General features: G+C 69.9%; 16 protein-coding genes, 1 tRNA gene, 1 pseudogene and 1 riboswitch. Of the genes and pseudogenes, 15 read left to right on the top strand and 3 right to left on the bottom strand.

Annotated features, from left to right (window positions below; translation table 11 throughout):
* Positions 1 to 198 precede the first annotated feature (198 nt).
* Positions 199 to 309, top strand: a riboswitch (guanidine-I (ykkC/yxkD leader).
* A 94-nt stretch (positions 310 to 403) separates the two neighbouring features.
* From ACI7BZ_RS12390 to ACI7BZ_RS12345, 10 genes and pseudogenes are all read left to right on the top strand, one after another.
* Positions 404 to 1,507: a putative urea ABC transporter substrate-binding protein gene (locus tag ACI7BZ_RS12390; protein WP_414117453.1), complete on the top strand. Its 1,104-nt coding sequence runs from the start codon at positions 404 to 406 to the stop codon at positions 1,505 to 1,507.
* Between the two features lie 276 nt (positions 1,508 to 1,783).
* On the top strand, positions 1,784 to 2,596 hold the full coding sequence (locus tag ACI7BZ_RS12385) for an ABC transporter permease (protein ID WP_414117452.1): 813 nt from the start codon (positions 1,784 to 1,786) through the stop codon (positions 2,594 to 2,596).
* Positions 2,593 to 3,432: an ABC transporter ATP-binding protein gene (locus ACI7BZ_RS12380; RefSeq protein ID WP_414117451.1), complete on the top strand. Its 840-nt coding sequence runs from the start codon at positions 2,593 to 2,595 to the stop codon at positions 3,430 to 3,432. The genes ACI7BZ_RS12385 and ACI7BZ_RS12380 overlap by 4 nt, the downstream gene beginning before the upstream one ends.
* Before the next feature lie 11 nt (positions 3,433 to 3,443).
* Positions 3,444 to 4,253, top strand: a complete 810-nt coding sequence (locus ACI7BZ_RS12375) for an urea amidolyase associated protein UAAP1 (RefSeq protein WP_414117450.1) — start codon at positions 3,444 to 3,446, stop codon at positions 4,251 to 4,253.
* Positions 4,254 to 4,265: 12 nt separating this feature from the next.
* On the top strand, positions 4,266 to 4,916 hold the full coding sequence (locus tag ACI7BZ_RS12370) for an urea amidolyase associated protein UAAP2 (RefSeq protein WP_414117449.1): 651 nt from the start codon (positions 4,266 to 4,268) through the stop codon (positions 4,914 to 4,916).
* A 3-nt stretch (positions 4,917 to 4,919) separates the two neighbouring features.
* The gene (uca, locus tag ACI7BZ_RS12365) at positions 4,920 to 8,573 is read left to right on the top strand and encodes an urea carboxylase (protein ID WP_414117448.1); all 3,654 of its coding nucleotides are present in this window, start codon (positions 4,920 to 4,922) and stop codon (positions 8,571 to 8,573) included.
* A 70-nt stretch (positions 8,574 to 8,643) separates the two neighbouring features.
* A pseudogene (locus tag ACI7BZ_RS12360) lies at positions 8,644 to 9,033 on the top strand (allophanate hydrolase-related protein); the annotation flags it as partial.
* Positions 9,034 to 9,293: 260 nt separating this feature from the next.
* The gene (gene cysQ, locus ACI7BZ_RS12355; RefSeq protein ID WP_414117447.1) at positions 9,294 to 10,145 is read left to right on the top strand and encodes a 3'(2'),5'-bisphosphate nucleotidase CysQ; all 852 of its coding nucleotides are present in this window, start codon (positions 9,294 to 9,296) and stop codon (positions 10,143 to 10,145) included.
* An 888-nt stretch (positions 10,146 to 11,033) separates the two neighbouring features.
* Complete coding sequence (locus ACI7BZ_RS12350; RefSeq protein WP_414119156.1) at positions 11,034 to 11,621, top strand: DUF1134 domain-containing protein; 588 nt, start codon at positions 11,034 to 11,036, stop codon at positions 11,619 to 11,621.
* A 252-nt stretch (positions 11,622 to 11,873) separates the two neighbouring features.
* On the top strand, positions 11,874 to 13,154 hold the full coding sequence (locus tag ACI7BZ_RS12345) for a coiled-coil domain-containing protein (protein ID WP_414117446.1): 1,281 nt from the start codon (positions 11,874 to 11,876) through the stop codon (positions 13,152 to 13,154).
* Between the two features lie 42 nt (positions 13,155 to 13,196).
* Here ACI7BZ_RS12345 and ACI7BZ_RS12340 read toward each other — a convergent pair whose 3' ends face one another.
* Complete coding sequence (locus ACI7BZ_RS12340) at positions 13,197 to 13,808, bottom strand: DNA-3-methyladenine glycosylase I (protein WP_414117445.1); 612 nt, start codon at positions 13,806 to 13,808, stop codon at positions 13,197 to 13,199.
* A 14-nt stretch (positions 13,809 to 13,822) separates the two neighbouring features.
* Positions 13,823 to 14,701: a CAF17-like 4Fe-4S cluster assembly/insertion protein YgfZ gene (gene ygfZ, locus ACI7BZ_RS12335; RefSeq protein WP_414117444.1), complete on the bottom strand. Its 879-nt coding sequence runs from the start codon at positions 14,699 to 14,701 to the stop codon at positions 13,823 to 13,825.
* 75 nt (positions 14,702 to 14,776) lie between these two features.
* Between ygfZ and ACI7BZ_RS12330 the strand changes: the two genes are divergently transcribed.
* The gene (locus ACI7BZ_RS12330; RefSeq protein WP_414117443.1) at positions 14,777 to 16,117 is read left to right on the top strand and encodes a dihydroorotase; all 1,341 of its coding nucleotides are present in this window, start codon (positions 14,777 to 14,779) and stop codon (positions 16,115 to 16,117) included.
* A 51-nt stretch (positions 16,118 to 16,168) separates the two neighbouring features.
* Here ACI7BZ_RS12330 and ACI7BZ_RS12325 read toward each other — a convergent pair whose 3' ends face one another.
* Complete coding sequence (locus tag ACI7BZ_RS12325; protein WP_414117442.1) at positions 16,169 to 16,465, bottom strand: ArsR/SmtB family transcription factor; 297 nt, start codon at positions 16,463 to 16,465, stop codon at positions 16,169 to 16,171.
* A 98-nt stretch (positions 16,466 to 16,563) separates the two neighbouring features.
* Here ACI7BZ_RS12325 and ACI7BZ_RS12320 point away from each other — a divergent pair, with 98 nt between their 5' ends.
* The 4 genes from ACI7BZ_RS12320 (at position 16,564) to ACI7BZ_RS12305 (ending at position 21,261) form a co-directional block, all read left to right on the top strand.
* Entirely contained in the window at positions 16,564 to 16,767 is a 204-nt protein-coding gene (locus tag ACI7BZ_RS12320) for a YgaP family membrane protein (protein ID WP_414117441.1), read from the top strand.
* A gap of 76 nt (positions 16,768 to 16,843) precedes the next feature.
* Positions 16,844 to 17,857: an efflux RND transporter periplasmic adaptor subunit gene (locus ACI7BZ_RS12315; protein ID WP_414117440.1), complete on the top strand. Its 1,014-nt coding sequence runs from the start codon at positions 16,844 to 16,846 to the stop codon at positions 17,855 to 17,857.
* A 1-nt stretch (position 17,858) separates the two neighbouring features.
* Positions 17,859 to 21,083 carry an efflux RND transporter permease subunit gene (locus tag ACI7BZ_RS12310; protein ID WP_414117439.1) on the top strand — a complete coding sequence of 1,075 codons (3,225 nt, stop codon included), beginning with the start codon at positions 17,859 to 17,861 and terminating at the stop codon, positions 21,081 to 21,083.
* Positions 21,084 to 21,185: 102 nt separating this feature from the next.
* A tRNA-Ala gene (locus tag ACI7BZ_RS12305) sits at positions 21,186 to 21,261 on the top strand.
* Positions 21,262 to 21,641 lie beyond the last annotated feature (380 nt).

The following is a 21,641-nucleotide window of genomic DNA, read 5'->3' as shown; positions in this document are numbered from 1 at the left end:
CCGATGGCGAGAGGCCGCGGCGCCGGGGGCAGGCGAGCGCCGGCACCAATGTATGCAATGCGCAGAAATTGCGGCCATTGTGCTCATTATTTAATCTCACAATGCCCAAGCCAGACGCAGGCGCCGGCCCGCCATTCTCGCCAAGCCTTTGATATTGCATAACCTGTGAACTGGCACACCGGTTGCTTCTCCTGTGGCGAGTTTGGTGGCTAGGGTTCCGGCATCCTGCGGGGTGCGCTGGTCCGAGAGCTGCCACCGCTGCGGGAGACATCCGCAGCGGGTGCACGGCGGGATAAAAGCCCGGGAGACCTCAGTGGCCAAGGAATTGGCGGCACTCGGGTTTCCGCCAGTTCCCAATCGTCAGGAGGTGAATCCGCCTCCCAAGCAGCGAAGGGGAATTTATATGCGCGCTCTCTTCTCATTTTCCGCCCACCGCCTGAAATCGCTCGCCGCCGGCGCTCTCGGCATGGCCGCCGTGGCCGGCCTCGCGCTCGGCGCCCAGCCGGCGATGGCCGCGCCCAAGAAGGAATTCAAGGTCGCCTGGTCCATCTATGTGGGCTGGATGCCGTGGGGCTATGCCAATGACGCCGGCATCGTGAAGAAGTGGGCCGACAAATACGGCATCAAGATCGACGTGGTGCAGTTCAACGATTACGTGGAAAGCATCAACCAGTACACGGCCGGCGCCTTCGACGCCCTCACCGTCACCAACATGGACGCCCTCTCCGTGCCCGCCGCGGGCGGCGTGGACACCACCGCCGTCATCGTCGGCGACTTCTCCAACGGCAATGACGCGGTGATCCTGAAGGGCAAGAAGGAGCTGTCGGCCATCAAGGGCCAGAAGGTGAACCTGGTGGAGTTCTCCGTCTCCCATTATCTGCTGGCCCGCGGCCTTGAGAGCATCAGGCTCAGGGAGCGCGACGTGAAGGTGGTGAACACCTCCGACGCGGACATGGTGGCCGCCTTCAAGACCCGGGACGTGACCGCGGTGGTCACCTGGAACCCGCTGGTCTCCGAGATCCTCGCCGACAAGAACGCCCACAATGTCTTCGATTCCTCCAAGATCCCCGGCGAGATCATGGACCTCATGGTGGCCAATACTGCCGTGCTGAAGGACAATCCAGATTTCGGCAAGGCGCTGGCCGGCATCTGGTATGAAACCACGGCCCTGTTCACCGCCGACACGCCGGAAGGCAAGGCCGCCCGCGCCGCCATGGGCAAGGCTTCCGGCACCGACCTTGCCGGCTTCGACGCCCAGCTGGCCGCCACCAAGCTGTTTGCCAAGGCGCCCGACGCGGTCGCCTTCGTGCGCTCGCCGGATGTCGGCACGACCATGGACCGGGTGCGCAAGTTCCTGTTCGAGAAGGAGCTTCTCGGCTCCGGCGCCAAGTCCGCCGATGCGGTGGGCATCGAATTGGTGGGCGGCAAGGTGCTGGGCGACGCCAGGAACGTGAAGTTCCGCTTCACCGACACCTATATGGGCGCCGCCGCCGACGGGAAGCTGTGAGGCGGCGGCTTCCCCCTCCCCGCGTGGAAGCGGGTGCCGCAGACCGGGGCGACGCGACCTCCCCTGACCCCTGCCGCCCTCCGGCTTGACCGGAGGGCCCATTCCAGGGCCGGGCACGGTGGTGACGGCGGCGAAAGTGGATGCTCCGGTCGAGCCGGAGCATGACGGCGAAAGCCGCGGACCGTCGCCCTCCGGCTTGACCGGAGGGCCCATTCCAGGGCCGGGCGGCCGAACCGGGCATGCCCCGCCTTCATCCACCCTTCAGGAGCAGCGCTGATGCGCCTCGTCAATATCAGGCCGGATCGGGGAACGGCGCTGTTCCTCACCATCCTGCCGTTCGCCCTCGTCATCCTCGCCTATCTTCTGGGCTCCGCCGAGCGCCTCGCCGTGAACCCGGACGACAAGCTGCTGCCGAGCCTTTCCACCCTGGGCGACGCCATCGTGAAGGTGGCCTTCACGGCGGATGCGCGCACCGGCAACTACCTCCTGTGGTCCGATACGCTGGCCAGCCTGGGCCGGCTGCTCGCGGCGCTGGCCATCTCCACCGCCATCGCCGTGCTGGTGGGCGTGCTCATCGGCATGCTGCCCGTCATGCGCGCGCTGCTGGCGCCGTTCGTGGCCATGGTCTCCATGGTGCCGCCGCTGGCGCTTCTGCCCATCTTGTTCATCGTCATGGGGCTGGGGGAGGAATCCAAGATCGCCCTCATCGCCATCGGCGTCACGCCCTACCTCGTCCGCGACCTTGCCATGCGGGTGGAGGAACTGCCGCGCGAGCAGATGATCAAGGCGCAGACGCTGGGCGCCTCCACCTGGCAGATGGGGCTGCGCGTGGTGCTGCCGCAGATATTGCCCCGCCTCATGGACGGGCTCAGGCTCTCGCTGGGCCCGGCCTTCCTGTTCCTCATCGCGGCGGAGGCCATCGCCTCGGACAGCGGGCTCGGCTACCGCATCTTCCTGGTGCGGCGCTATCTCGCCATGGATGTGATCCTGCCCTACGTGGCCTGGATCACCCTTCTGGCCGTGGCCATGGACTTCGCGCTGGTGCGCGCCCGCCGCTTCTTCTTCCCCTGGTTCGGAGCCGCGAAATGACCGCCATCAGCGTGCGCCACCTGTGGAAGGAATATGGCGAGCAGATCGTCCTGGAGGACATCTGCCTCGATTTCGCGTCGCGCGCCTTCATCGCCCTGGTCGGCCCCTCGGGCTGCGGCAAGACCACCTTCCTGCGCATCCTGCTCTCGGAAGAGACGGTGACCCGCGGCGAGGTGCTGGTGGGCGGCCAGCCCATCGCCCGCGAGCCGGGCGCCGACCGGGGCGTGGTGTTCCAGCGCTATTCCGTGTTCCCGCACTTGACCGTGCTGGGCAATGTGGTGCTCGCCGCCGAGATGGCGGAAGCCCCCCTCACCGGCCGGCTGTTCGGCGCCCGCCGCCGGGCGGCGCAAGAGGAGGCCCGCGCCCTCATCGCGGAAGTGGGCCTGAAGGGGGCGGAGGACAAATATCCCGCCGCCCTCTCCGGCGGCATGCAGCAGCGCCTCGCTCTGGCGCAGGCCATCATGCGCAAGCCCAAGATCCTGCTTCTGGACGAGCCCTTCGGCGCGCTCGACCCCGGCATCCGCGCCGACATCCACCAATTGATGCTGAAGCTGTGGAACGAGTGCGAGATGACCGTGGTGATGGTGACCCACGACCTGAAGGAAGCCTTCACCCTGGCCACCCGCATCATCGCCTTCGAGCGCCGGCGCAACCGGCCGGAGGAGAAGGCCCGCTACGGCGCCACCATCGCCAAGGACATCGAGGTCTGGCCCAAGAGAATCGCAGGATCGCGCATCGCCGGCCAGCCCGAGACGAAATCCGTGAACCCCGGCCGGGACGACCCGGCCAATCCCTCGGGACCCGGCCGGGACGACCCGGCGCTTCAGACGGCTTGAGGAGACAGCACATGACCGTCAGCGAAGAAACCCGCCTGTTCATCGAAGAGAACAAGCGCCGGTACGAGGACCTGAAGGCCGCCGGCCAGAAGCATGCCCCCAAGGCCCTGCCCGGCCCGACGCCGCGCGGCACGCCGCTGCCGCAGGGCGCCGTGATCCATGCCGAAACCATCCCCGGCGGCTGGTACTGGTCCACGCCGCTGAAGGCCGGCGAGGCCCTGCGCATCCTTCTGGCGCAGGGGCCTGCCGCAGTGTCCATGATCGCCTGGGCGGCGGCGGACAAATCCGAGCGGCTGAACTATGCCGACACGGTGAAGGTGCAGTGGACCGCGGCGCTGGGCAAGGGCCGCGTGCTGTTCTCCGACATGGGCCGGGTGATGTTCTCGCTCATGGAGGACACGAGCGGCATGCATGATGCGCTGGTGGGCGGCTCCACGAGCGCCTCCAACCGCGCCCGCTATGGCGACAAGGTGCTGCGCAACACCCGCGACAACTTCATTCTCGCCGCCGGCAAGCTCGGCTACGACAAGCGCGACATTCCCCCCGCCATCACCTTCTTCGCCCCCGTGCGCACCGATGCGGACGGCGTTTTCCGCTGGCTGGAGGGCAAGCGCCAGACCGGCGATTTCGTGGATCTGCGCGCCGAGATGGACCTCATCGTCACCCTCTCCAACTGCCCCCACCCCATGGACCCGGCGCCCGCCTATGCGCCGCCCGCCGTGGAGGCGATCCGGTTCCGCGCGCCCGCCCCCGCCGCGGACGACCTGTGCCGCACCGCCACCATCGAGGCCGTCCGCGGCTTCCAGAACACCGCGCGCTGAGGGGAGGCTTTCATGACCCAATTCTTTGCAACCCCCGTGCGCGATGCTGCTTCGGCGCTGCACGATTACTTCGTGCCCGCCAACGCGCCCTTCTCCTGCCTGGTGAAGAAGGGCGAGAGCGTGCGCATCGTCGATCTGGAAGGCCAGCAGGCGGTGGATACGCTGTTCTACAAGGCCGATGATTTTTCCGAGCGCTATTCTTCCCAGGATACGCTGCGGGTGCAGGGCTCGGCCTATGTGACCACCGGCACGAAGCTGATCTCGTGCGAAGGCAATGTGATGCTCACCGTCACCGCCGACACCTGCGGGCGGCACGACACTTCGGCCGGGGCCTGTTCCTGCGAGGCCAATACGGTGCGCTTCGGCCATCAGGTGAAGTATCTGCACGCCTGCCGCGAGAATTTCGTCATCGAGGTGGCCAAGCACGGCATGTCCAAGCGGGACATCGTGCCCAACATCAACTTCTTCATGAACGTGCCGGTGGAGCCCTCGGGCGAACTGGCCATCGTGGACGGCATCTCCGGCCCCGGCGACTATGTGGAGATGCGCGCGGAGATGGATGTTCTCCTCGTCATCTCCAACTGCCCGCAGATCAACAATCCCTGCAACGGCTTCAACCCGACGCCGATCCAGGTCCTCGTCTTCGCCGGCGCGGAGGACTGAGCGGTGTTCACGAAAGTCCTCATCGCCAATCGCGGCGAGATCGCGCGGCGCGTCATCCGCACGCTGCGCGCCATGAACATCGCCTCGGTGGCCGTCCATTCGGACGCCGACCGCTTCACCCGCGGCGTGCTGGAAGCCGACGAGGCCGTGCGCCTCGGCCCGGCCCCGGCCGCCGAGAGCTACCTGAACGTCGAGGCCGTCATCGCCGCCTGCAAGGCGACGGGGGCTGAGGCCGTGCATCCCGGCTACGGCTTTCTGTCGGAGAACGTGCGCTTCGCCAAGCGGCTGGCGGAAGAAGGCATCGCCTTCATCGGCCCGAAGCCCGAGCATCTGGAAGCCTTCGGCCTCAAGCACACGGCGCGCGAATTGGCCAAGGCCTCCGGCGTGCCGCTGCTGCCGGGCACCGACCTCATCGACAGCGCCGAGGCCGCGCTCGCGGCGGCGCAGGCCATCACCTATCCGGTGATGCTGAAGTCCACCGCCGGGGGCGGCGGCATCGGCATGCAGCTGTGCCATACGCCGCAGGAGCTGGCGCAGGTGTTCGCCCGCGTCCAGCGCACGGCCAGCGCCTCCTTCGGCGATGCGCGCGTCTATCTGGAGCGCTTTGTCTCGCAGGCGCGGCATGTGGAGGTGCAGATCTTCGGCGACGGCAAGGGCCGCGTGGTGGCGCTCGGCGAGCGCGACTGCTCGCTCCAGCGCCGGAACCAGAAGGTGGTGGAGGAGACCCCCGCCCCGCTCCTGTCCGACAATGTGCACGCCCGCCTCCACGCCGCCGCCGTTAAGCTCGGCGAGAGCGTGAAATACGAGAGCGCCGGCACGGTGGAATTCATCTACGACCCGGCGCGGGAGGAATTCTACTTCCTGGAGGTGAACACCCGCCTGCAGGTGGAGCACCCGGTCACCGAGGCGGTGTTCGGCATCGACCTGGTGGAATGGATGATCCGCCAGGCCGCGGGGGAGGACCCCATCGCTTCCGCCGGCCCGCTCGCCCCGAAGGGCGCGGCCATGGAGGTGCGCGTCTATGCGGAAATTCCCCACACCAATTTCCAGCCCTCCGCCGGCCTGCTCACGGAAGTGAAATTCCCCGCGGGCGCCCGCATCGACGGCTGGATCGAGACCGGCACGGAGGTGACGCCGTTTTACGATCCCATGCTCGCCAAGGTGATCGTGACCGCGGACGACCGCCCCAGCGCCATCGCGGCGTTGCAGAAGGCGCTGGACGGAACCTCCATCTGCGGCATCGAGACCAACCTTGCCTATCTGCGCGCCATCGCGGCGTCGGAGCTGCTCCTCTCCGGCAAGGTGGCGACCACGGCGCTGAAGGACTTCGCCTTCCGCCCCGCGAGCGTGGAGGTGATCGCCGCAGGCGCCCAGTCGAGCCTGCAGGAGCTGCCGGGGCGCCTCAAGCTGTGGCATGTGGGCGTGCCGCCGTCCGGCCCCATGGACGCGCATTCCTTCCGCCGCGCCAACGCGCTGGTGGGCAATGCGCAAACCGCCTGCGCGCTGGAGATGACCGTCAACGGCCCCACCCTGCGCTTCCATGATGATGCAATGGTGGCCATCTCAGGTGCCCACATGCCGGCGAAGCTCGACGGCGCGCCTGTGCCGCACGATGCTGCCTTCCCCGTGCAGGCGGGGCAGATGCTCGCCATCGGCACCATTTCGGGGCCGGGGCAGCGGGCCTATCTGGCGGTGGCCGGGGCCTTCCAGGCGCCGGAGGTGCTGGGCTCGCGGGCGACCTTCGCTTTGGGCCAGTTCGGCGGCCATGCCACCGGCACGCTGAAGGCGGGCGATACGCTGCACCTCGCGCCTGCAGCCGAACGCCCGACCGCGCCGGCACCCGTGGTGCCCGCGCCTGCCCCGCTCACCCGCGACTGGCAGATCGGCGTCGTCTACGGCCCCCACGGCGCACCGGACTTCTTCCAGCAGGAAGACATCGCGGACCTGTTCTCGGCCACCTACGAGGTGCATTTCAACAGCGCCCGCACCGGCGTGCGCCTCATGGGGCCGACGCCGCGCTGGGCCCGCACCGACGGCGGGGAGGCGGGGCTCCACCCCTCCAATTTGCACGACAATGCCTATGCCATCGGCGCCATCGACTTCACCGGCGACATGCCCATCATCCTCGGCCCGGACGGCCCCTCGCTGGGCGGCTTCGTCTGCCCGGCGGTGATCGCGCGGGACGAGCAATGGAAGATGGGCCAGCTGAAGCCCGGCGACCGCGTGCGCTTCGTGCCGCTGGCGCGGGCGGAAGACCCCGCACCCTCTAGCCCTCTCCCGCGTGCGGGGGAGGGTTGGGAGGGGGAAGGCGGGGCCGCTCGCGCCAATGTCAGGAGAGCGGAGGCGAGCCCCCTCCCCAGCCCTCCCCCGCACGCGGGAGAGGGAGCCTCCCGCTCTGGAGGGAACCACGGCTCCCCCATCCTCGCCATCCATGACGACGGGCCGGTGCGCGTGGTCTACCGCCGGCAGGGGGACGACAATCTCCTCGTCGAGTTCGGCGACATGCACCTCGACATCGCCCTGCGCCTGCGCGCGCACCTGATGGCGCAGGCGGTGGGCGACGCGCGGCTGCCGGGCATCATCGACCTCACCCCCGGCATCCGCTCGCTGCAGATCCATTATGACGGGACGACGCTGGCGCGCCGCAAGCTCCTGGACGCCCTGGCGGAAATCGAAAAGGGCCTGCCCCGGGCGCAGGATGTGGTGGTGCCAAGCCGCATCGTCCACCTGCCCCTCTCCTGGAACGACCCGCAGGCGGAACTGGCCATGCGCAAGTACCAGGAGCTGGTGCGCCCCAACGCGCCGTGGTGCCCCTCCAACATCGAGTTCATCCGCCGCATCAACGGGCTGGAAGACGAGCAGGCGGTCAAAGACATCATCTTCGGCGCCAGCTACCAGGTGCTGGGGCTGGGCGATGTCTATCTCGGCGCGCCGGTGGCCACCCCCCTTGATCCGCGCCACCGCCTCGTCACCACCAAATACAACCCGGCCCGCACCTGGACGCCGGAAAATGCGGTGGGGATCGGCGGCGCCTATATGTGCATCTACGGCATGGAGGGGCCGGGCGGCTACCAATTGTTCGGCCGCACCATCCAGATGTGGAACACCTGGCACCGCACACCGGCCTTCCGCGACACGCCCTGGCTGCTGCGCTTCTTCGACGAGATCCGCTTCTTCCCCGTCTCCCACCAGGAACTGATGGAGGCGCGCGCCGCCTTCCCCCACGGGGCCTATCCCGTGCGCATCGAGGCGAGCCGCTTCTCCTATGCGGACTATGCGGCAAGCCTCGCCGCCAATGCCGGGGCCATCGCCGCCGGCAAGGCGCGCCAGCAGGCCGCCTTCGAGGCCGAGCGCGCGCGCTGGAAGGCGCAGGGGCTGGACAGCTTCGTGGCCGACGACGCTGCCGCCCCTCTCAGCGACGGCGAGATGCCCGAAGGCTGCTTCGGCGTCGCCGCCAGCGTTCCCGGCAATGTGTGGAAGGTGCTGGTGGCGGAACAGGCGGTGGTCGCCGCCGGCGACACCATCGCCATCATCGAATCCATGAAGATGGAAATCTCCATCACCGCCCATGCTGCCGGACGGGTGCGGGAAGTGCGCGCCGCGCCCGGCCGCGTCGTGCGAAGCGGCGATGTGGTCGCCGTGCTCGAAGCCCTGTGAGGAGCCGCCCATGATGACCGATGCATCGCTCAGCGGTGGTCGCCCGTCGCCTGATCCCTCGGCGGAAGCCGTGCCCATCGCCGTGGTGGGGGCGCACCTGTCCGGCATGCCGCTGAACCCGGAGCTCACCGAGGCCGGCGGCGTGCTGGTGAAGCGCTGCCGCACCGCCCCCGACTACCGGCTGTTCGTGCTGCCGGACACCACGCCCCAGAAGCCGGGCGTGGTGCGCGAGCCGGGCTTTGCCGGGCCGGGGCTGGAGGTGGAGGTGTGGGCGCTGGAGCCGGCCGCCTTCGGCCGCTTCGTCGCCCGCATCCCGGCACCGCTGGGCATCGGCAAGCTGACCCTGGACGACGGCTCCCAGGTGCCCGGCTTCCTGTGCGAGGCCCATGCGGTGGCGCGGGCGCAGGAGATCACGGCGCTGGGCGGCTGGCGGGCCTTCCTGGCCGCCCGGCCGGCCTGAAGCGCCGCGCCGGGGCGCACGCCCCCCGCCGCACGCCCCCCGCCGCACGCCCCCTCGCCGCATTGCCCGGCGCCCTGTGCCCGGCGGAGCTGCCCGGCGGCATTGCCCGGAAGGCTCCCGGCCGGGGCCGCCTGCGGAAGGCACAGGGCGCCCGCCGGCGCGGCGGATCTTCAGGCTCCCCCGCCCTGCGGCGCGGCCGCATTGCTTTCCGGCCGCCACCTGCTCTACAGACGGGGACCCCTAACCTTGCGACAGCGGCCATGCATCCCACCTCCCCCCGCGGGCCTGCGCCCACCGATGCCGCCTTGCTCGCCGGGCTGGCCGATGCCGCGCTGGCGGCCGGCGTCGCCATCCGCCGCATCGAGGCGCAGGGCATCAGCCACAGCCACAAGGCCGACGCCAGCCCGGTGACCGAGGCGGACCACGCCGCCGAAGCCGTCATCTGCGATGCCCTCGCCCGGCTTCTGCCGGGCGTGCCGGTGGTGGCGGAAGAGGCCATGGCCGGCGGCGCGCAGGTGACCTGCGGCAGCCGCTTCCTGCTGGTGGACCCGCTGGACGGTACGCGGGAGTTCATTTCCGGCAATGGCGAATACACGGTGAACATCGCTTTGGTGGAGGACGGCGCGCCGGTGCTCGGCATCGTCTATGCCCCGGCCCGCGCCCTCCTGTTCGCCGGCCGGCCCGGCGCCGCCTTCCGCGCCATCCGCGCCCCCGGCGCCCGCGCCGATGCGCAGGACTGGACCCCCATCGCCTGCCGCCCGGTGCCCCGCGGCCCCCTGGTGGTGGCCGCCAGCCGCTCCCATGGCGATGCCGCCACCGACGCGCTGATCGCCCGCCATGCGGTGGCCGAGCGCATCCCGGCGGGCTCGGCCCTGAAATTCGGGCTGCTCGCCGAAGGCAAGGTGGATCTCTACCCCCGCCTCGGCACCGTGATGGAATGGGACAGCGCCGCCGGCCACGCCTTGGTGGCGGCGGCCGGCGGCAGCGTCACCCGTCCCGACGGCAGCCCCCTGACCTATGGGCATGCGGAATCCGGCTACAAGGTGCACGGCTTCATCGCCTGGGGCGCCGGCGGGCCGCCGCCCACGCCCGCAGCCGGCTCCATTCAATAGCTGCAGCGCAACGCGGCGCCTCCCGCCCGCGCCTGGCGCGCCATTCCCGGCAGAACCGGCCCCGCCGGCCTGGACCCGCACCACAGCGCGACCTTGCTCCCGCCGTCGCCCTCCGGCTTGACCGGAGGGCCTGTCGCACGTCCGGGTCCGGCGCGGGGCGGCGGCATGGACCCTCCGGTCAAGCCGGAGGGCGACGGAGCCGTGGGTCCGGTTGAAAACAGGGTCGCGCCGAAGCCCCCTCTCCCGCCTGCGGGGGGAAGGCCGAAGCGGCGGCCGGCCCGCGCCGCCCTGAACCGGTGGACGTGCGCCCTCCGTCGCCCGCCGGCCTGGACCCCGCGCCACAGCGCGACCTTGCGCCCGCCGTCGCCCTCCGGCTTGACCGGAGGGCCTGTCGCGCGTCCGGGTCCGGCGCGGGGCGGCGGCATGGACCCTCCGGTCAAGCCGGAGGGCGACGGAGCCGTGGGTCCGGTTGAAAACAGGGTCGCGCCGAAGCCCCCCTCCCGCCTGCGGGGGGAAGGCCGGAGCGGCGGCCGGCCCGCGTCGCCCTGAACCGGTGGAAGGGGGAAACGCCACGTCCGCCAGCCCTGAACCCGCGGCACCCGCCCGCCGCAAGGCCCGACGCGCAAGCCACCGGCCGCCGGCATTAACCGCGAGATAATCCGCATTGGCGATGGTGATTGCCGCGCAACGCTGCGGCACAAGCTGCGGCGCGCCTTCGCCGCGTCACACTGATCGCCATAATCGAGGCGATTCGAGGCGCCCGCCGTGTCGAAGCCCCCAGCGAGATTCCCCATGCGCTTCACTGCGACCTTCCAAAAGACCGCGCGCTTCCTGTCTGCCGGCTTCCCTTCCGCCAGCGCCCTGCCCGCCACCGGCCTGCGCCGCCGCATGGCCGGGCCGGTAGCGGCCTTCGCCCTCGCCCTTGCGGCCATGTTCGCCGCGGCCCCGGCGGGAGCCCAGGGAGCGGGCCAGGGGGCGGGCCAGCCGGCACCGCAGAATTATTCCACCAACGAACTGGTGAGCAAGGGACACTCCTTCTTCGGCAGCGTCTCGCGCGGGCTTGCCCTTTCCATCGAAAAGGCGGTGAGCCAGTGGGGCCAGCCCAACGGCTACATCCTCGGCCAGGAGGGGGCGGGGGCCTTCATCGGCGGCCTGCGATATGGCGAGGGCGTGCTCTACACCCGCAATGCCGGCGACCTGAAGGTGTATTGGCAGGGCCCCTCGGTGGGCTGGGACTTCGGCGGCGACGGCGCGCGCACCATGATTCTCGTCTACAACATGCGCAGCGTGGAAGACATCTTCCGCCGCTTCGGCGGCATTTCCGGCTCGGCCTATCTGGTGGCGGGCTTCGGCATGACCGCCCTGGGGGCGGACGGCATCGTGGTGGTGCCCATCCGCTCCGGCGTGGGGGTGCGGCTCGGGGCCAATCTGGGCTATCTCAAGTTCACGCCCGCCCCCACCTGGAACCCCTTCTGACGCCGCAAGGCCGGCCTGAAGGCGCAGCGGACCCGGCGCCCCCTGCAAGCCGGCCGACGCGCCGCGCCGGGGGCGCTGGTGCCGGCGGCTGCGCCGTGGCATGAATGAAAGAACATTCCGAGGCGCACCAGCCGTTTTGGCCGGGCGCCCGCCCCGGAATGGCGGAAGCGGCCGGCGGCGGCCCTTGCGCATCGCTCCGGCGGCCCCACCGGCCACGGGCGAAGGGCGAACCGGCAAAGGGCGATTTGGCGCGTGATCGAGCAGATCATGTATTTCAGTCTGGGCGTGCTGCTGGCGACGCTCGTGGCCCTCCTGGTGCTGCCCGCGGTCTGGCACCGCGCCGTGCGCCTCACCACGCGGCGCGTGGAGGCGGCCGTTCCCATCTCCATCTTCGAGGTGCAGGCGGACAAGGACCAGCAACGCGCCTTCTTCGCCCTGAACCAGCGGCGCCTGGAGCTGCAGACCGACGCCATGCGCGATGCCGTGGTGGCCCATGCCGCCACCATCGAAACCCAGCGCCAGCGTATCTTCGAGCTGGAAGGCGACCTGGCCGAGCTGCGCACGCGCCATGACCTGGCGCAGGCCACCGGCGCCGAACGCGACGTGGTGCTGGGGGAGATCCAAGACCAATTGGCCGATCGCACCGCCGCCATGGAGCAGCTGGAGGCCGCCTTCGCCGAGCGCGGCGCGGCCCTCGCCGCCCTGGAGGAGGCCCACCGCCGCCTGCAGGCGCAGGCGCAGGAGCTTGCGGCGACGCTGAAGACCCTGGAGGCCACCCTGGCCGGCGACCGCGCGCGCATCGCCGCCCTGGAGGCCGAGCGCGCCGCCTTGACTGCCAGCCTCGCCGGCACCGCCCGGCAGCTGGATGAAACCAGCGCCATGCTGGAGGCCGAGCGCGCCGCCGCCGCCGAGGCGCGGGCCACCGCCGCCACCGCCGCCACCCGCCTCGCCACCGACCTTTCGGAAGCCCAGGCGGCCCTTGCCCACAAGGCCGGCGAGAGCGACGCGCGGGCCGAGGCCATCGCCGCGCTGGAAGCCGCGCGCGACCAGCTGGCGGCCGACCTTGCCACCGCCCGCGCCGACCTCGACTCGAACCGCGCCGTGGTGCATGCCTTCGAGCAGCGCCGCGCCACCGAATTCGCCACCGCGGAGGCGGAGAACCGGCGCCTGGCCGACACCCTGCACATGCTGAAGGCGGACCACGCCCTGATGGAAGAGGCGGTGCGCCGGCCGCGGCGCGACACCGAAACGCCGGCCGGCGAGCTCCTCACCCCCGAAACCGTCACCGCCCTGCGCGAGAGCCTCGCCGAGGTGGCGGCCCGGCTGGTGGCCCTCGCCACCCGCATGGAAGGCGACGCCTCCCCGGTTCCCGCTTTCGTGGCGGACGGCGGGCCCGGCAGCCTTGCCACCCGCATCCGCACCCTTCTGGAGGCCGAGGCGCCCCCGGCCCCGCCCACCCGCGCCGACGCGGCGGTGGAGGCGCAGGCGGACGCAGCTCAGGCGGACAAGCGGGCACGAGCCGTCGCCCGGTAATTTAAAACCATCACCCACCCCCGCGGCTCCCGCTGCGGTGGGTCACCCCCTGGCGCGATGGCAGCCGGCGAGGTGGTCGTCCACCAGCCCGCAGGCCTGCATGGCGGCATAGACGATGGTGGGCCCGACAAATTTGAAGCCGAACCCCTTGAGCCTCTTGGACAGGGCCCGCGAGCGCGCCGTCTCGGCCGGGATGTCGGCAATGCGCTGGGGCCGGTTCGCGAGGGTCTGCCCGTCCACCGCGTCCCACATGATGTCGGCGAAGGTGATGCCCCGTTCTTGAAGTTCAAGATAGGCGCGGGCGGAGGCCACGGCCCCCTCCACCTTGGCCCGGTTGCGCACGATTCCGGCATCCTGCATCAGCGCCTCGACCCGCGCGGCGTCGTAGCGGGCCATCAGGCCGGGCTCGAAACCGTCGAAGGCGCGGCGGAAATTCTCCCGTTTGCGCAGGATGGTGATCCAGGACAGGCCGGCCTGGAACCCGTCCAGCAGCAGCTTTTCAAACAGCGCCCGGCTGTCATGTTCCGGCACGCCCCATTCGTCGTCGTGATAGGCCATGTAGAGCGGGTCCGTACCACACCAGAAGCAGCGGGTTCGTCCATCCGGGTGGTGTAGTGTTGCGGCCCGCTCCGCCTTCACGACGACATCAGACATGCCGGAACGCCCTTTCAGCTTGGCTTGAACTTGCGGTCGAGCTCGCTGACCTTCTTCTCCCAGTCCATGGAGAAAGTGGCCCAGTCCGGCCGCCGCAACTCCACCTCCACCTCGCCGGCCCGCAGCGCAACCCCCTCCGTCCGGGCATCGGTGGCCCGGTCGAGGCGGACGGTGGCGATGCCCCGGCCATCGGTGACGGAGGTGAGCTGGCCCACGCTCCTGTCGCCGGCGAAAATCTCCTGCCCGACCGTCAGCGGTGCGGAAAACAGCGCTTCCACCAATCGGTTACGCGGCGTGGAGCGGTGCTCCATCCGGCTCACCACCTCCTGGCCCACATAGCAGCCCTTCTTGAAATCCACCCCTCCCAGCTGGTCCATGTCCGCCTCATGGGGGAAGGTGTCGCCATAGGCGAAGTCCGGCCCGCCCTTGGGAATCCCCAGCGCGATGCGATGCGCCTCATAGGCGGCGGGATCGGACGAAAGGGCCGCGGCGGCGTCGAGCGGCAGCACCAGCCGGCCGCCCAGAGCCGGCAGGCGCGGGTCCGCATAAAGCGGCCCGGCCGGCACCGGCCCCGCCGCGCCGAACACCGCGGCGACGGCAAAGCCTTCCAGCCTCTCGAAATTCACCTTGGCCCGCAGGCGGTGGAACACCAGGCGCTTCAGCAGGTCCTCCGCCCGCTCCGCCGGCACGTCGAACAGGAAGGTGTCCGCATCCTCGCAGTAGAACAGGAAGTCGGAGATGATCTTTCCCTGGGGCGTCAGCAGCGCGCCGTAGCGGGAATCCCCCGGCGCCATGGTCTGCACGTTGCAGGTGATCACACCGTGGAGGAACTTGGAGGCTTCGGGGCCGGAAGCACGAATGAGCGTACGATCGGTCAAATGAATGACGGGCATGGGGGCCGTCCTTGTCAGAAAAATAAAAAACAGATTTAAGGCCGCAAGCCTGTCCCCTCAAGAGCGAGCTTCCCCATGCCTGTCACTTTCGATCTGCTGCTGAAGGGCGGCGCGGTCGCGACCCCCGCCGGCATTGCCGTCGCCGACATCGGGGTGACGGGCGGGCGCATCCGCGCCATCGGCCAGCTTGGGGCCGCGAGCGCCGGCGAGGTGGTGGACGCCACCGGCCTGCATGTGCTGCCCGGCGTCATCGACACCCAGGTGCATTTCCGCGAGCCGGGGCTGGAGCAGAAGGAGGATCTCGAAACCGGGTCCCGCGCCGCCGTCATGGGCGGGGTGACCGGCGTCTTCGAGATGCCCAACACCATTCCGCAGACCACCTCCGCCGCCGCGCTGGAGGACAAGATCACCCGCGGCACGGCGCGGATGCATTGCGATTTCGCCTTCTACGTGGGCGGCACGCACGACAACGTGAAGGACCTGCCGGAGCTGGAGCGCCTGCCCGGCGCCGCCGGTGTCAAGGTGTTCATCGGCTCCTCCACCGGCTCCCTGCTGGTGGCCGACGATGCCGGCGTGCGCGAAATCCTGAAGGCGATCCGCCGCCGCGCCGCCTTCCACTGCGAGGATGAGCCGCGGCTCCTGGAGCGCAAGGGGCTGCGCGTGCCGGGGGATGCCGCCTCCCATCCCGTCTGGCGCGACGAGATCGCCGCCCTCACCGCGACCCGCCGCCTGGTGAACCTGGCGCGGGAGACCGGGGCGCGGGTGCACGTGCTGCATGTGACCTCGGCCGAAGAGATGGAATTCCTCGCCGACGCCCGCGACGTGGCCTCGGTGGAGGTGACGCCGCACCATCTGACCATGGCGGCGCCGGACTGCTACGAGCGCCTCGGCACGCTGGCGCAGATGAACCCGCCGGTGCGCGACGGCCGCCACCGCGACGCCTTGTGGGCGGCCCTGGCGGCGGGCGTGGTGGACGTTCTCGGCTCCGACCACGCCCCCCACACGCTGGAGGAGAAGGCCAAGCCCTATCCCGAAAGCCCTTCCGGCATGACCGGGGTGCAGACCCTGGTGCCGCTGATGCTGGACCATGTGGCCGCCGGCCGGCTGACGCTGGAACGCTTCATCGACCTTGCCAGTGCCGGCCCGGCCCGGCTGTTCGGCATCGCCCGCAAGGGACGCATCGTGGTGGGCTACGACGCCGACTTCACGGTGGTGGATCTCAAGCGGCGGGCCACCATCACCAACGGCTGGATCGCCTCCCGCGCCCAATGGACCCCCTATGACGGCAAGCAGGTGACCGGCTGGCCCGTGGGCACCTTCGTGCGCGGCACGCGGGTGATGTGGGAGGGCGAGCTGACCGGCCCGTCCACCGGCGCCCCGATCCGCTTCCTGGAAACCCTCGGCGCGCAGGGGTGACGCCCCGCCCCCGGCGGGCCGGCCGGGCGGCGGGTGCAGGGTGCGGGCGCCTCAGCAGCCCGCCTTTGCCTGGCCGCAGAAGGCCGTGTGCAGCGCCTCGATGACCAGCAGGACCTCGGCGCTGGCGATGCGGTAGAACACGCTCGTTCCCTCCCGCCGCGCCTCCACCAGCCCGTCGGCGCGAAGCCGCATCAATTGCTGCGACATGGGCACCTGCTCGATGCCCAGTTCGTCCCGAAGCTGCGCCACGGACTTCTCCTCCCCGCCCAGCGCGCACAGCACCAGCAGCCGCTGCGGATGGGAGAGGCTGCGCATCAGGTCTGCGGCCCGCTCGGAGGCCGGCATCATGTCATCTACATTCATAGTATTGAATTTATGATATTTGAATGTTATGTGCAATGGGGTGAAGCCGGCACGGGGCCGGCGTGATTTCAAGGATCAGGATAATGTCGGTCGATCGCGCCGTCATGCTGTTTGCCGGGTTCATGGTTCTCCTGTCCCTGGCGCTGGGCATCTATGCCTCGCCCTACTGGCTCTGGCTCACCGCCTTCGTGGGGGTGAACCTCATGCAGGCTTCCGTCACCGGCTTCTGCCCGGCGGCCATCGTGTTCAAGATGCTGGGCCTGAAGCCCGGCGTCGCATTCTCCTGACCCGCCCCCGCGTGCCCGGCCCGGCAGCCGTGCACGGACCGTCCTGCCCGCCCGCGCCGGGCGTGAAGAGAGATCCATGCCCTTGCGTCCCCTCACCGTCATTGCGGCACTGGTTGCCGCCTGCTGCGCCTCTGCCGCCCATGCGGAAGACTTCGTGGTCCGCCGCCAGGAGGTGCCGGAGCTGAAGGCCGTGTTCGGCGAGGTGGAAAGCCGCACCGTGGTGCCCGCCCGCGCCCGGATCGGCGGCACCGTGCGCCAGGTGCGCGTCTCGGAAGGCTCGCAGGTGAAGGAGGGCGACGAGATCGCCCTCGTGGTGGACGACAAGCTCGCCCTCAGCCTCAACGCCGCCGACGCCAAGATCAAGGAACTCACCTCCCAGCTCGACAACGCCCGCACCGAGCTGGACCGCGCCCAGCAATTGCTGGCCCGCGGCGTCGCCAGCCAGAGCCGGGTGGATACGGCAAAGACCCAGTTCGACGTGGCCACCAACCAGGTGACGGCGGCGCAGGCCGACCGCGCCGTGGTGCTGCAGCGCGCCCGGGAAGGCGCGGTGGTGGCGCCGGCCGACGGGAGGGTGCTGACCGTTCCCGTCACCCCCGGCAGCGTCGTGCTCGCCGGCGACGAGATCGCCCGCATCGCCTCGGGCCCCTATTACCTGCGCCTCAGCCTGCCGGAGCGTCATGCCGCCAACATCCGCGAAGGCGGCACGGTGCGCATCGGCAACCGCGGCATCACCGAGGATGTGGCCGGCACCCCGGCCGCCGCCCGGCCGGGACGCATCGTGAAGGTGTACCCGGAGATCACTGCCGGCCGCGTGGTGGCCGACGTGGAGGTGGGCGGGCTCGGCGACTATTTCGTCAACGAACGCACGCTGGTGTGGATCGAGATCGGCCGCCGGCCGGTCCTCGCCGTGCCCCCGGCCCTGGTGCTCACGCGCCACGGCATAGATTATGTGCGCATCGCCGCCCCGCGCGGCGTGCTGGAGGTGCCCGTCATCCTCGGCGCCCGCTTCCATGGCGAGGGCGGCGAGCGGGTGGAAGTGCTCACCGGCCTGAAGGACGGCGACCACCTGCTGGACCCGGGGCACTGACATGACCACGGAGAACCGCCCCCTCGGCATCGCCGGCGTGCTGACGCGCGCCTTCATCGCCTCGCCCCTCACCCCTCTGCTGCTGATCGCCGCCTTCGCCTTCGGCGTCATCGCCCTCATCACCCTGCCGCGCGAGGAAGAGCCGCAGATCTCCGTACCCATGGTGGACATCCGCGTCTCCGCCCAGGGCCTGAAGGCGGAAGATGCGGTGAAGCTCGTCACCGAGCCGCTGGAAACCATCGTCAAGGCCATCGACGGGGTGGAGCACGTCTATTCCACCACCCAGGACGACGGCGTCATCGTCACCGCCCGCTTCCTCACCGGCACCAGCCCGGACGCCGCCATCCTGCGCGTGCACGAGAAGGTGCGGGCCAATCTCGACCGCATTCCGGTGGGAATCACCGAGCCGCTCATCGTCGGGCGCTCCATCGACGACGTGGCCATCCTCGTTCTCACCCTCACGCCCAAGCCCGAGGCGGCGGAGCGCTGGACCGCCAATGGCCTGACCCGCGTCGCCCGGGAGCTTCAGGCGGACATCGCCAAGCTGCCGGACATCGGCCTCACCTATATCGTCGGCGACCAGCCGGAGCAGATCCGCGTCGCTCCGGACCCGGAACGCCTCTCGCTCTACGGTATCACGCTGGCCCAGCTCGCCGGCAAGCTGGAAGGCGCCAACCGCACCTTCGAGACCGGCTCGGTGCGCGAGGCGGGCGCCCAGCGCACGCTGGTGGCCGGCCAGACCCTGCAGACCCCGGCGGAGATCGGCAATATCCTCGTCACCGCCCGGGACGGACGCCCGGTCTATGTGCGCGACGTGGCCACCGTCTCGCTGGTGACCGAGCCGGCCGAAACCCGCATGTACCATGTGGAGCGCACGGCCGATGGCCTGTCCCGCCGCCCCGCCGTGTCGCTGGCGGTGGCCAAGCGGCCGGGCACCAATGCGGTGGTGATCGCCGAGGAGGTGCTGGCCCAGCTTGAGGCCGCCCATGGCGGCACCATCCCGGCGGACGTGGAGGTGGCGGTCACCCGCAATTACGGCGAGAGCGCCAACGAGAAGGCCAACGAGCTGCTGCTGCATCTCGGCCTCGCCACGGTCTCCATCGTGGTGCTGGTGGGCTTCTCCATCGGCTGGCGCGAGGCGCTGGTGGTGGCGGTGGTCATCCCCACCACCATCCTGCTGACCCTCTTCGCCGCCCGGCTCATGGGCTACACCCTCAACCGGGTGAGCCTGTTCGCGCTCATCTTCTCCATCGGCATCCTGGTGGACGACGCCATCGTCGTCATCGAGAACATCGCCCGCCACTGGGCCATGAAGGACGGGCGGCCCCGGGCGCAGGCGGCCATCGACGCGGTGGCGGAGGTGGGCAACCCCACCATCGTCGCCACCTTGACCGTGGTGGCGGCCCTGCTGCCCATGCTGTTCGTGTCCGGCATGATGGGCCCCTACATGAGCCCCATTCCGGCCAACGCCTCGGCGGCCATGGTGTTTTCCTTCTTCGTCGCGGTCATGCTCACCCCGTGGCTGATGCTGAAGATCGCCGGCCGCGACGGCGCGCACGCCACCCATGCGGAAGCCGCCGACGGCGGGCGGCTGGGGCGGCTCTATGTGCGGGTGGCGCGGCCCATCCTCGCCTCGCGCGCCCGCTCGGGGGCCTTTCTGGCCGCCGTGGGGGTGGCGACGCTGGCGTCGCTGAGCCTGTTCTACACCCATGGCGTCACGGTGAAGCTGCTGCCGTTCGACAACAAGACCGAGCTGGCGGTGATTCTCGACCTGCCGGCCGACACCTCGGTGGAGGCCACCAACCGCACCTTGCAGGACATGGTGGACGCGCTGGCGGACCTGCCGGAGGCGGTGTCGTTCCAGACCCATGCGGGGACGGCCGCGCCGTTCAATTTCAACGGCCTGGTGCGCCATTACGGCCTGCGCGCCGCGCCGCGGCAAGGCGATATCCAGATCAACCTCGTGGAGAAGGGCGAACGCAGCCGCCCGAGCCATGCGGTGGCCCTGGACGTGCGCGAGCGGCTGAAGGCCATTCCCCTGCCCCCGGGCAGCGCCCTGAAGGTGGTGGAGCCGCCGCCGGGACCGCCGGTGCTGGCGACCCTGCTGGCCGAGATCTACGGACCCGACGCCGAAACGCGGCGCGCGGTGGCCCGCAAGGTGCGCCAGGCGTTCGAGAGCGTGCCCTTCATCGTGGATGTGGACGACAGCTTCGGCACGCCCGGCGAGCGGGTGCGCCTCGCCATCGACCAGGACAATCTGGAATTCTACAAGGTGGAGCAGTCCGACGTGTACGACGCCATCCGCGCCGTCTATGCCGGGGCCACCCTTGGCTATTCCCATCGCGGCGGCGGGCGCCCGCCCATCCCCATCCGCCTCGCCCTGCCCAAGGGCGAGAAGGTGGTGGACGCGCGCACCCTCTCCACCCCGGTGCCGGCCAATGCGCTGCCCGGCGGGCGGGGCGTGGTGGAGCTGGGCGACGTGGTGCGGGTGATCCGCGAGCCGGCCTCCTTCCCCATCTTCCGCCACAACGGCCGGCCGGCCGAGATGATCACCGCCGACCTCGCCGGGGCTTATGAGGCGCCGGTCTACGGCATGCTGGCGGTGAGCCGGGCCCTGGAGGCGCAGGATTTCGGCGACCTGCCCAAGCCGGTCGTCGCCCTGCACGGCCAGCCCACGGACGAGACCCGCCCCACCCTGCTGTGGGACGGGGAATGGGAGGTGACCTGGGTGACCTTCCGCGACATGGGCGCGGCGTTCGGGGTGGCGATCCTGGGCATCTACATCCTGGTGGTGGCGCAGTTCGGCTCGTTCAAGCTGCCGCTGGTGATCCTGACGCCCATTCCGCTCACCTTCATCGGCATCATGGCGGGGCACTGGCTGTTCGGCGCCCCCTTCTCGGCCACCTCGATGATCGGCTTCATCGCGCTGGCCGGCATCATCGTGCGCAATTCCATCCTGCTGGTGGACTTCATCCGCCACGCCCGCACCCCGGGCCGCACCCTGCAGGAGGTGCTGCTGGAGGCCGGCGCCATCCGCTTCAAGCCGATCCTCCTGACCGCACTTGCGGCCATGATCGGCGCCGCGGTGATTCTCACCGACCCCATCTTCCAGGGCCTCGCCATCTCGCTGCTGTTCGGCCTCGCCTCCTCCACCGCCCTCACGGTGCTGGTGATCCCGGCCATCTACGTGGTGCTGCGGGGAAAAAAGGTGGCCCCGGCAGGCTGAAGCGGAGCCATTGGCGGAAAGGGCGGGATGAGGCCGAAATTCGGCATCATCCCTGCTTGACAGGGGGGGGCACCAAATCATAAATGGCGCCTCCCTTGGTTCGGGGCCGTAGCTCAGATGGGAGAGCGCTGCAATCGCACTGCAGAGGTCAGGGGTTCGATTCCCCTCGGCTCCACCAATGAAATGCCCTAAACATCTGAAATTTAAAGACAATTTGCGGCGCGGGGAATTCCCGCCCCAGCATCTGCCCCAGCACGTGCGTTAGCTCGTGGTGGTCCACGGTGGACACAAACGGGATTTGCCGGGACCACGCGGGAGGAGGCGGGACAGCGGCCGTAACCAAAACCTGGTGACTCGCCGTGAGAGTGGCGCATGGAGGGGCGCGACATCCTCCTTGCAAAACGCCGACGCCGACCCGGTGTTCGCCGCGGAATGTGATCTCTTGCCCGAACTCACGATTTCTGCAACCTTTTAGGCATAACGGATTGCCTGGGCGGACGGGGGGAAGGCCATGGGTGAAGATAATCTAGTAGACGGGATCGCGCTTGAAGATAAAGG

Origin of the sequence: Xanthobacter sp. AM11, assembly GCF_047444035.1 — a bacterium.
GTDB lineage: Bacteria > Pseudomonadota > Alphaproteobacteria > Rhizobiales > Xanthobacteraceae > Xanthobacter.
This window is presented reverse-complemented; position numbering and strand designations above follow the sequence as displayed.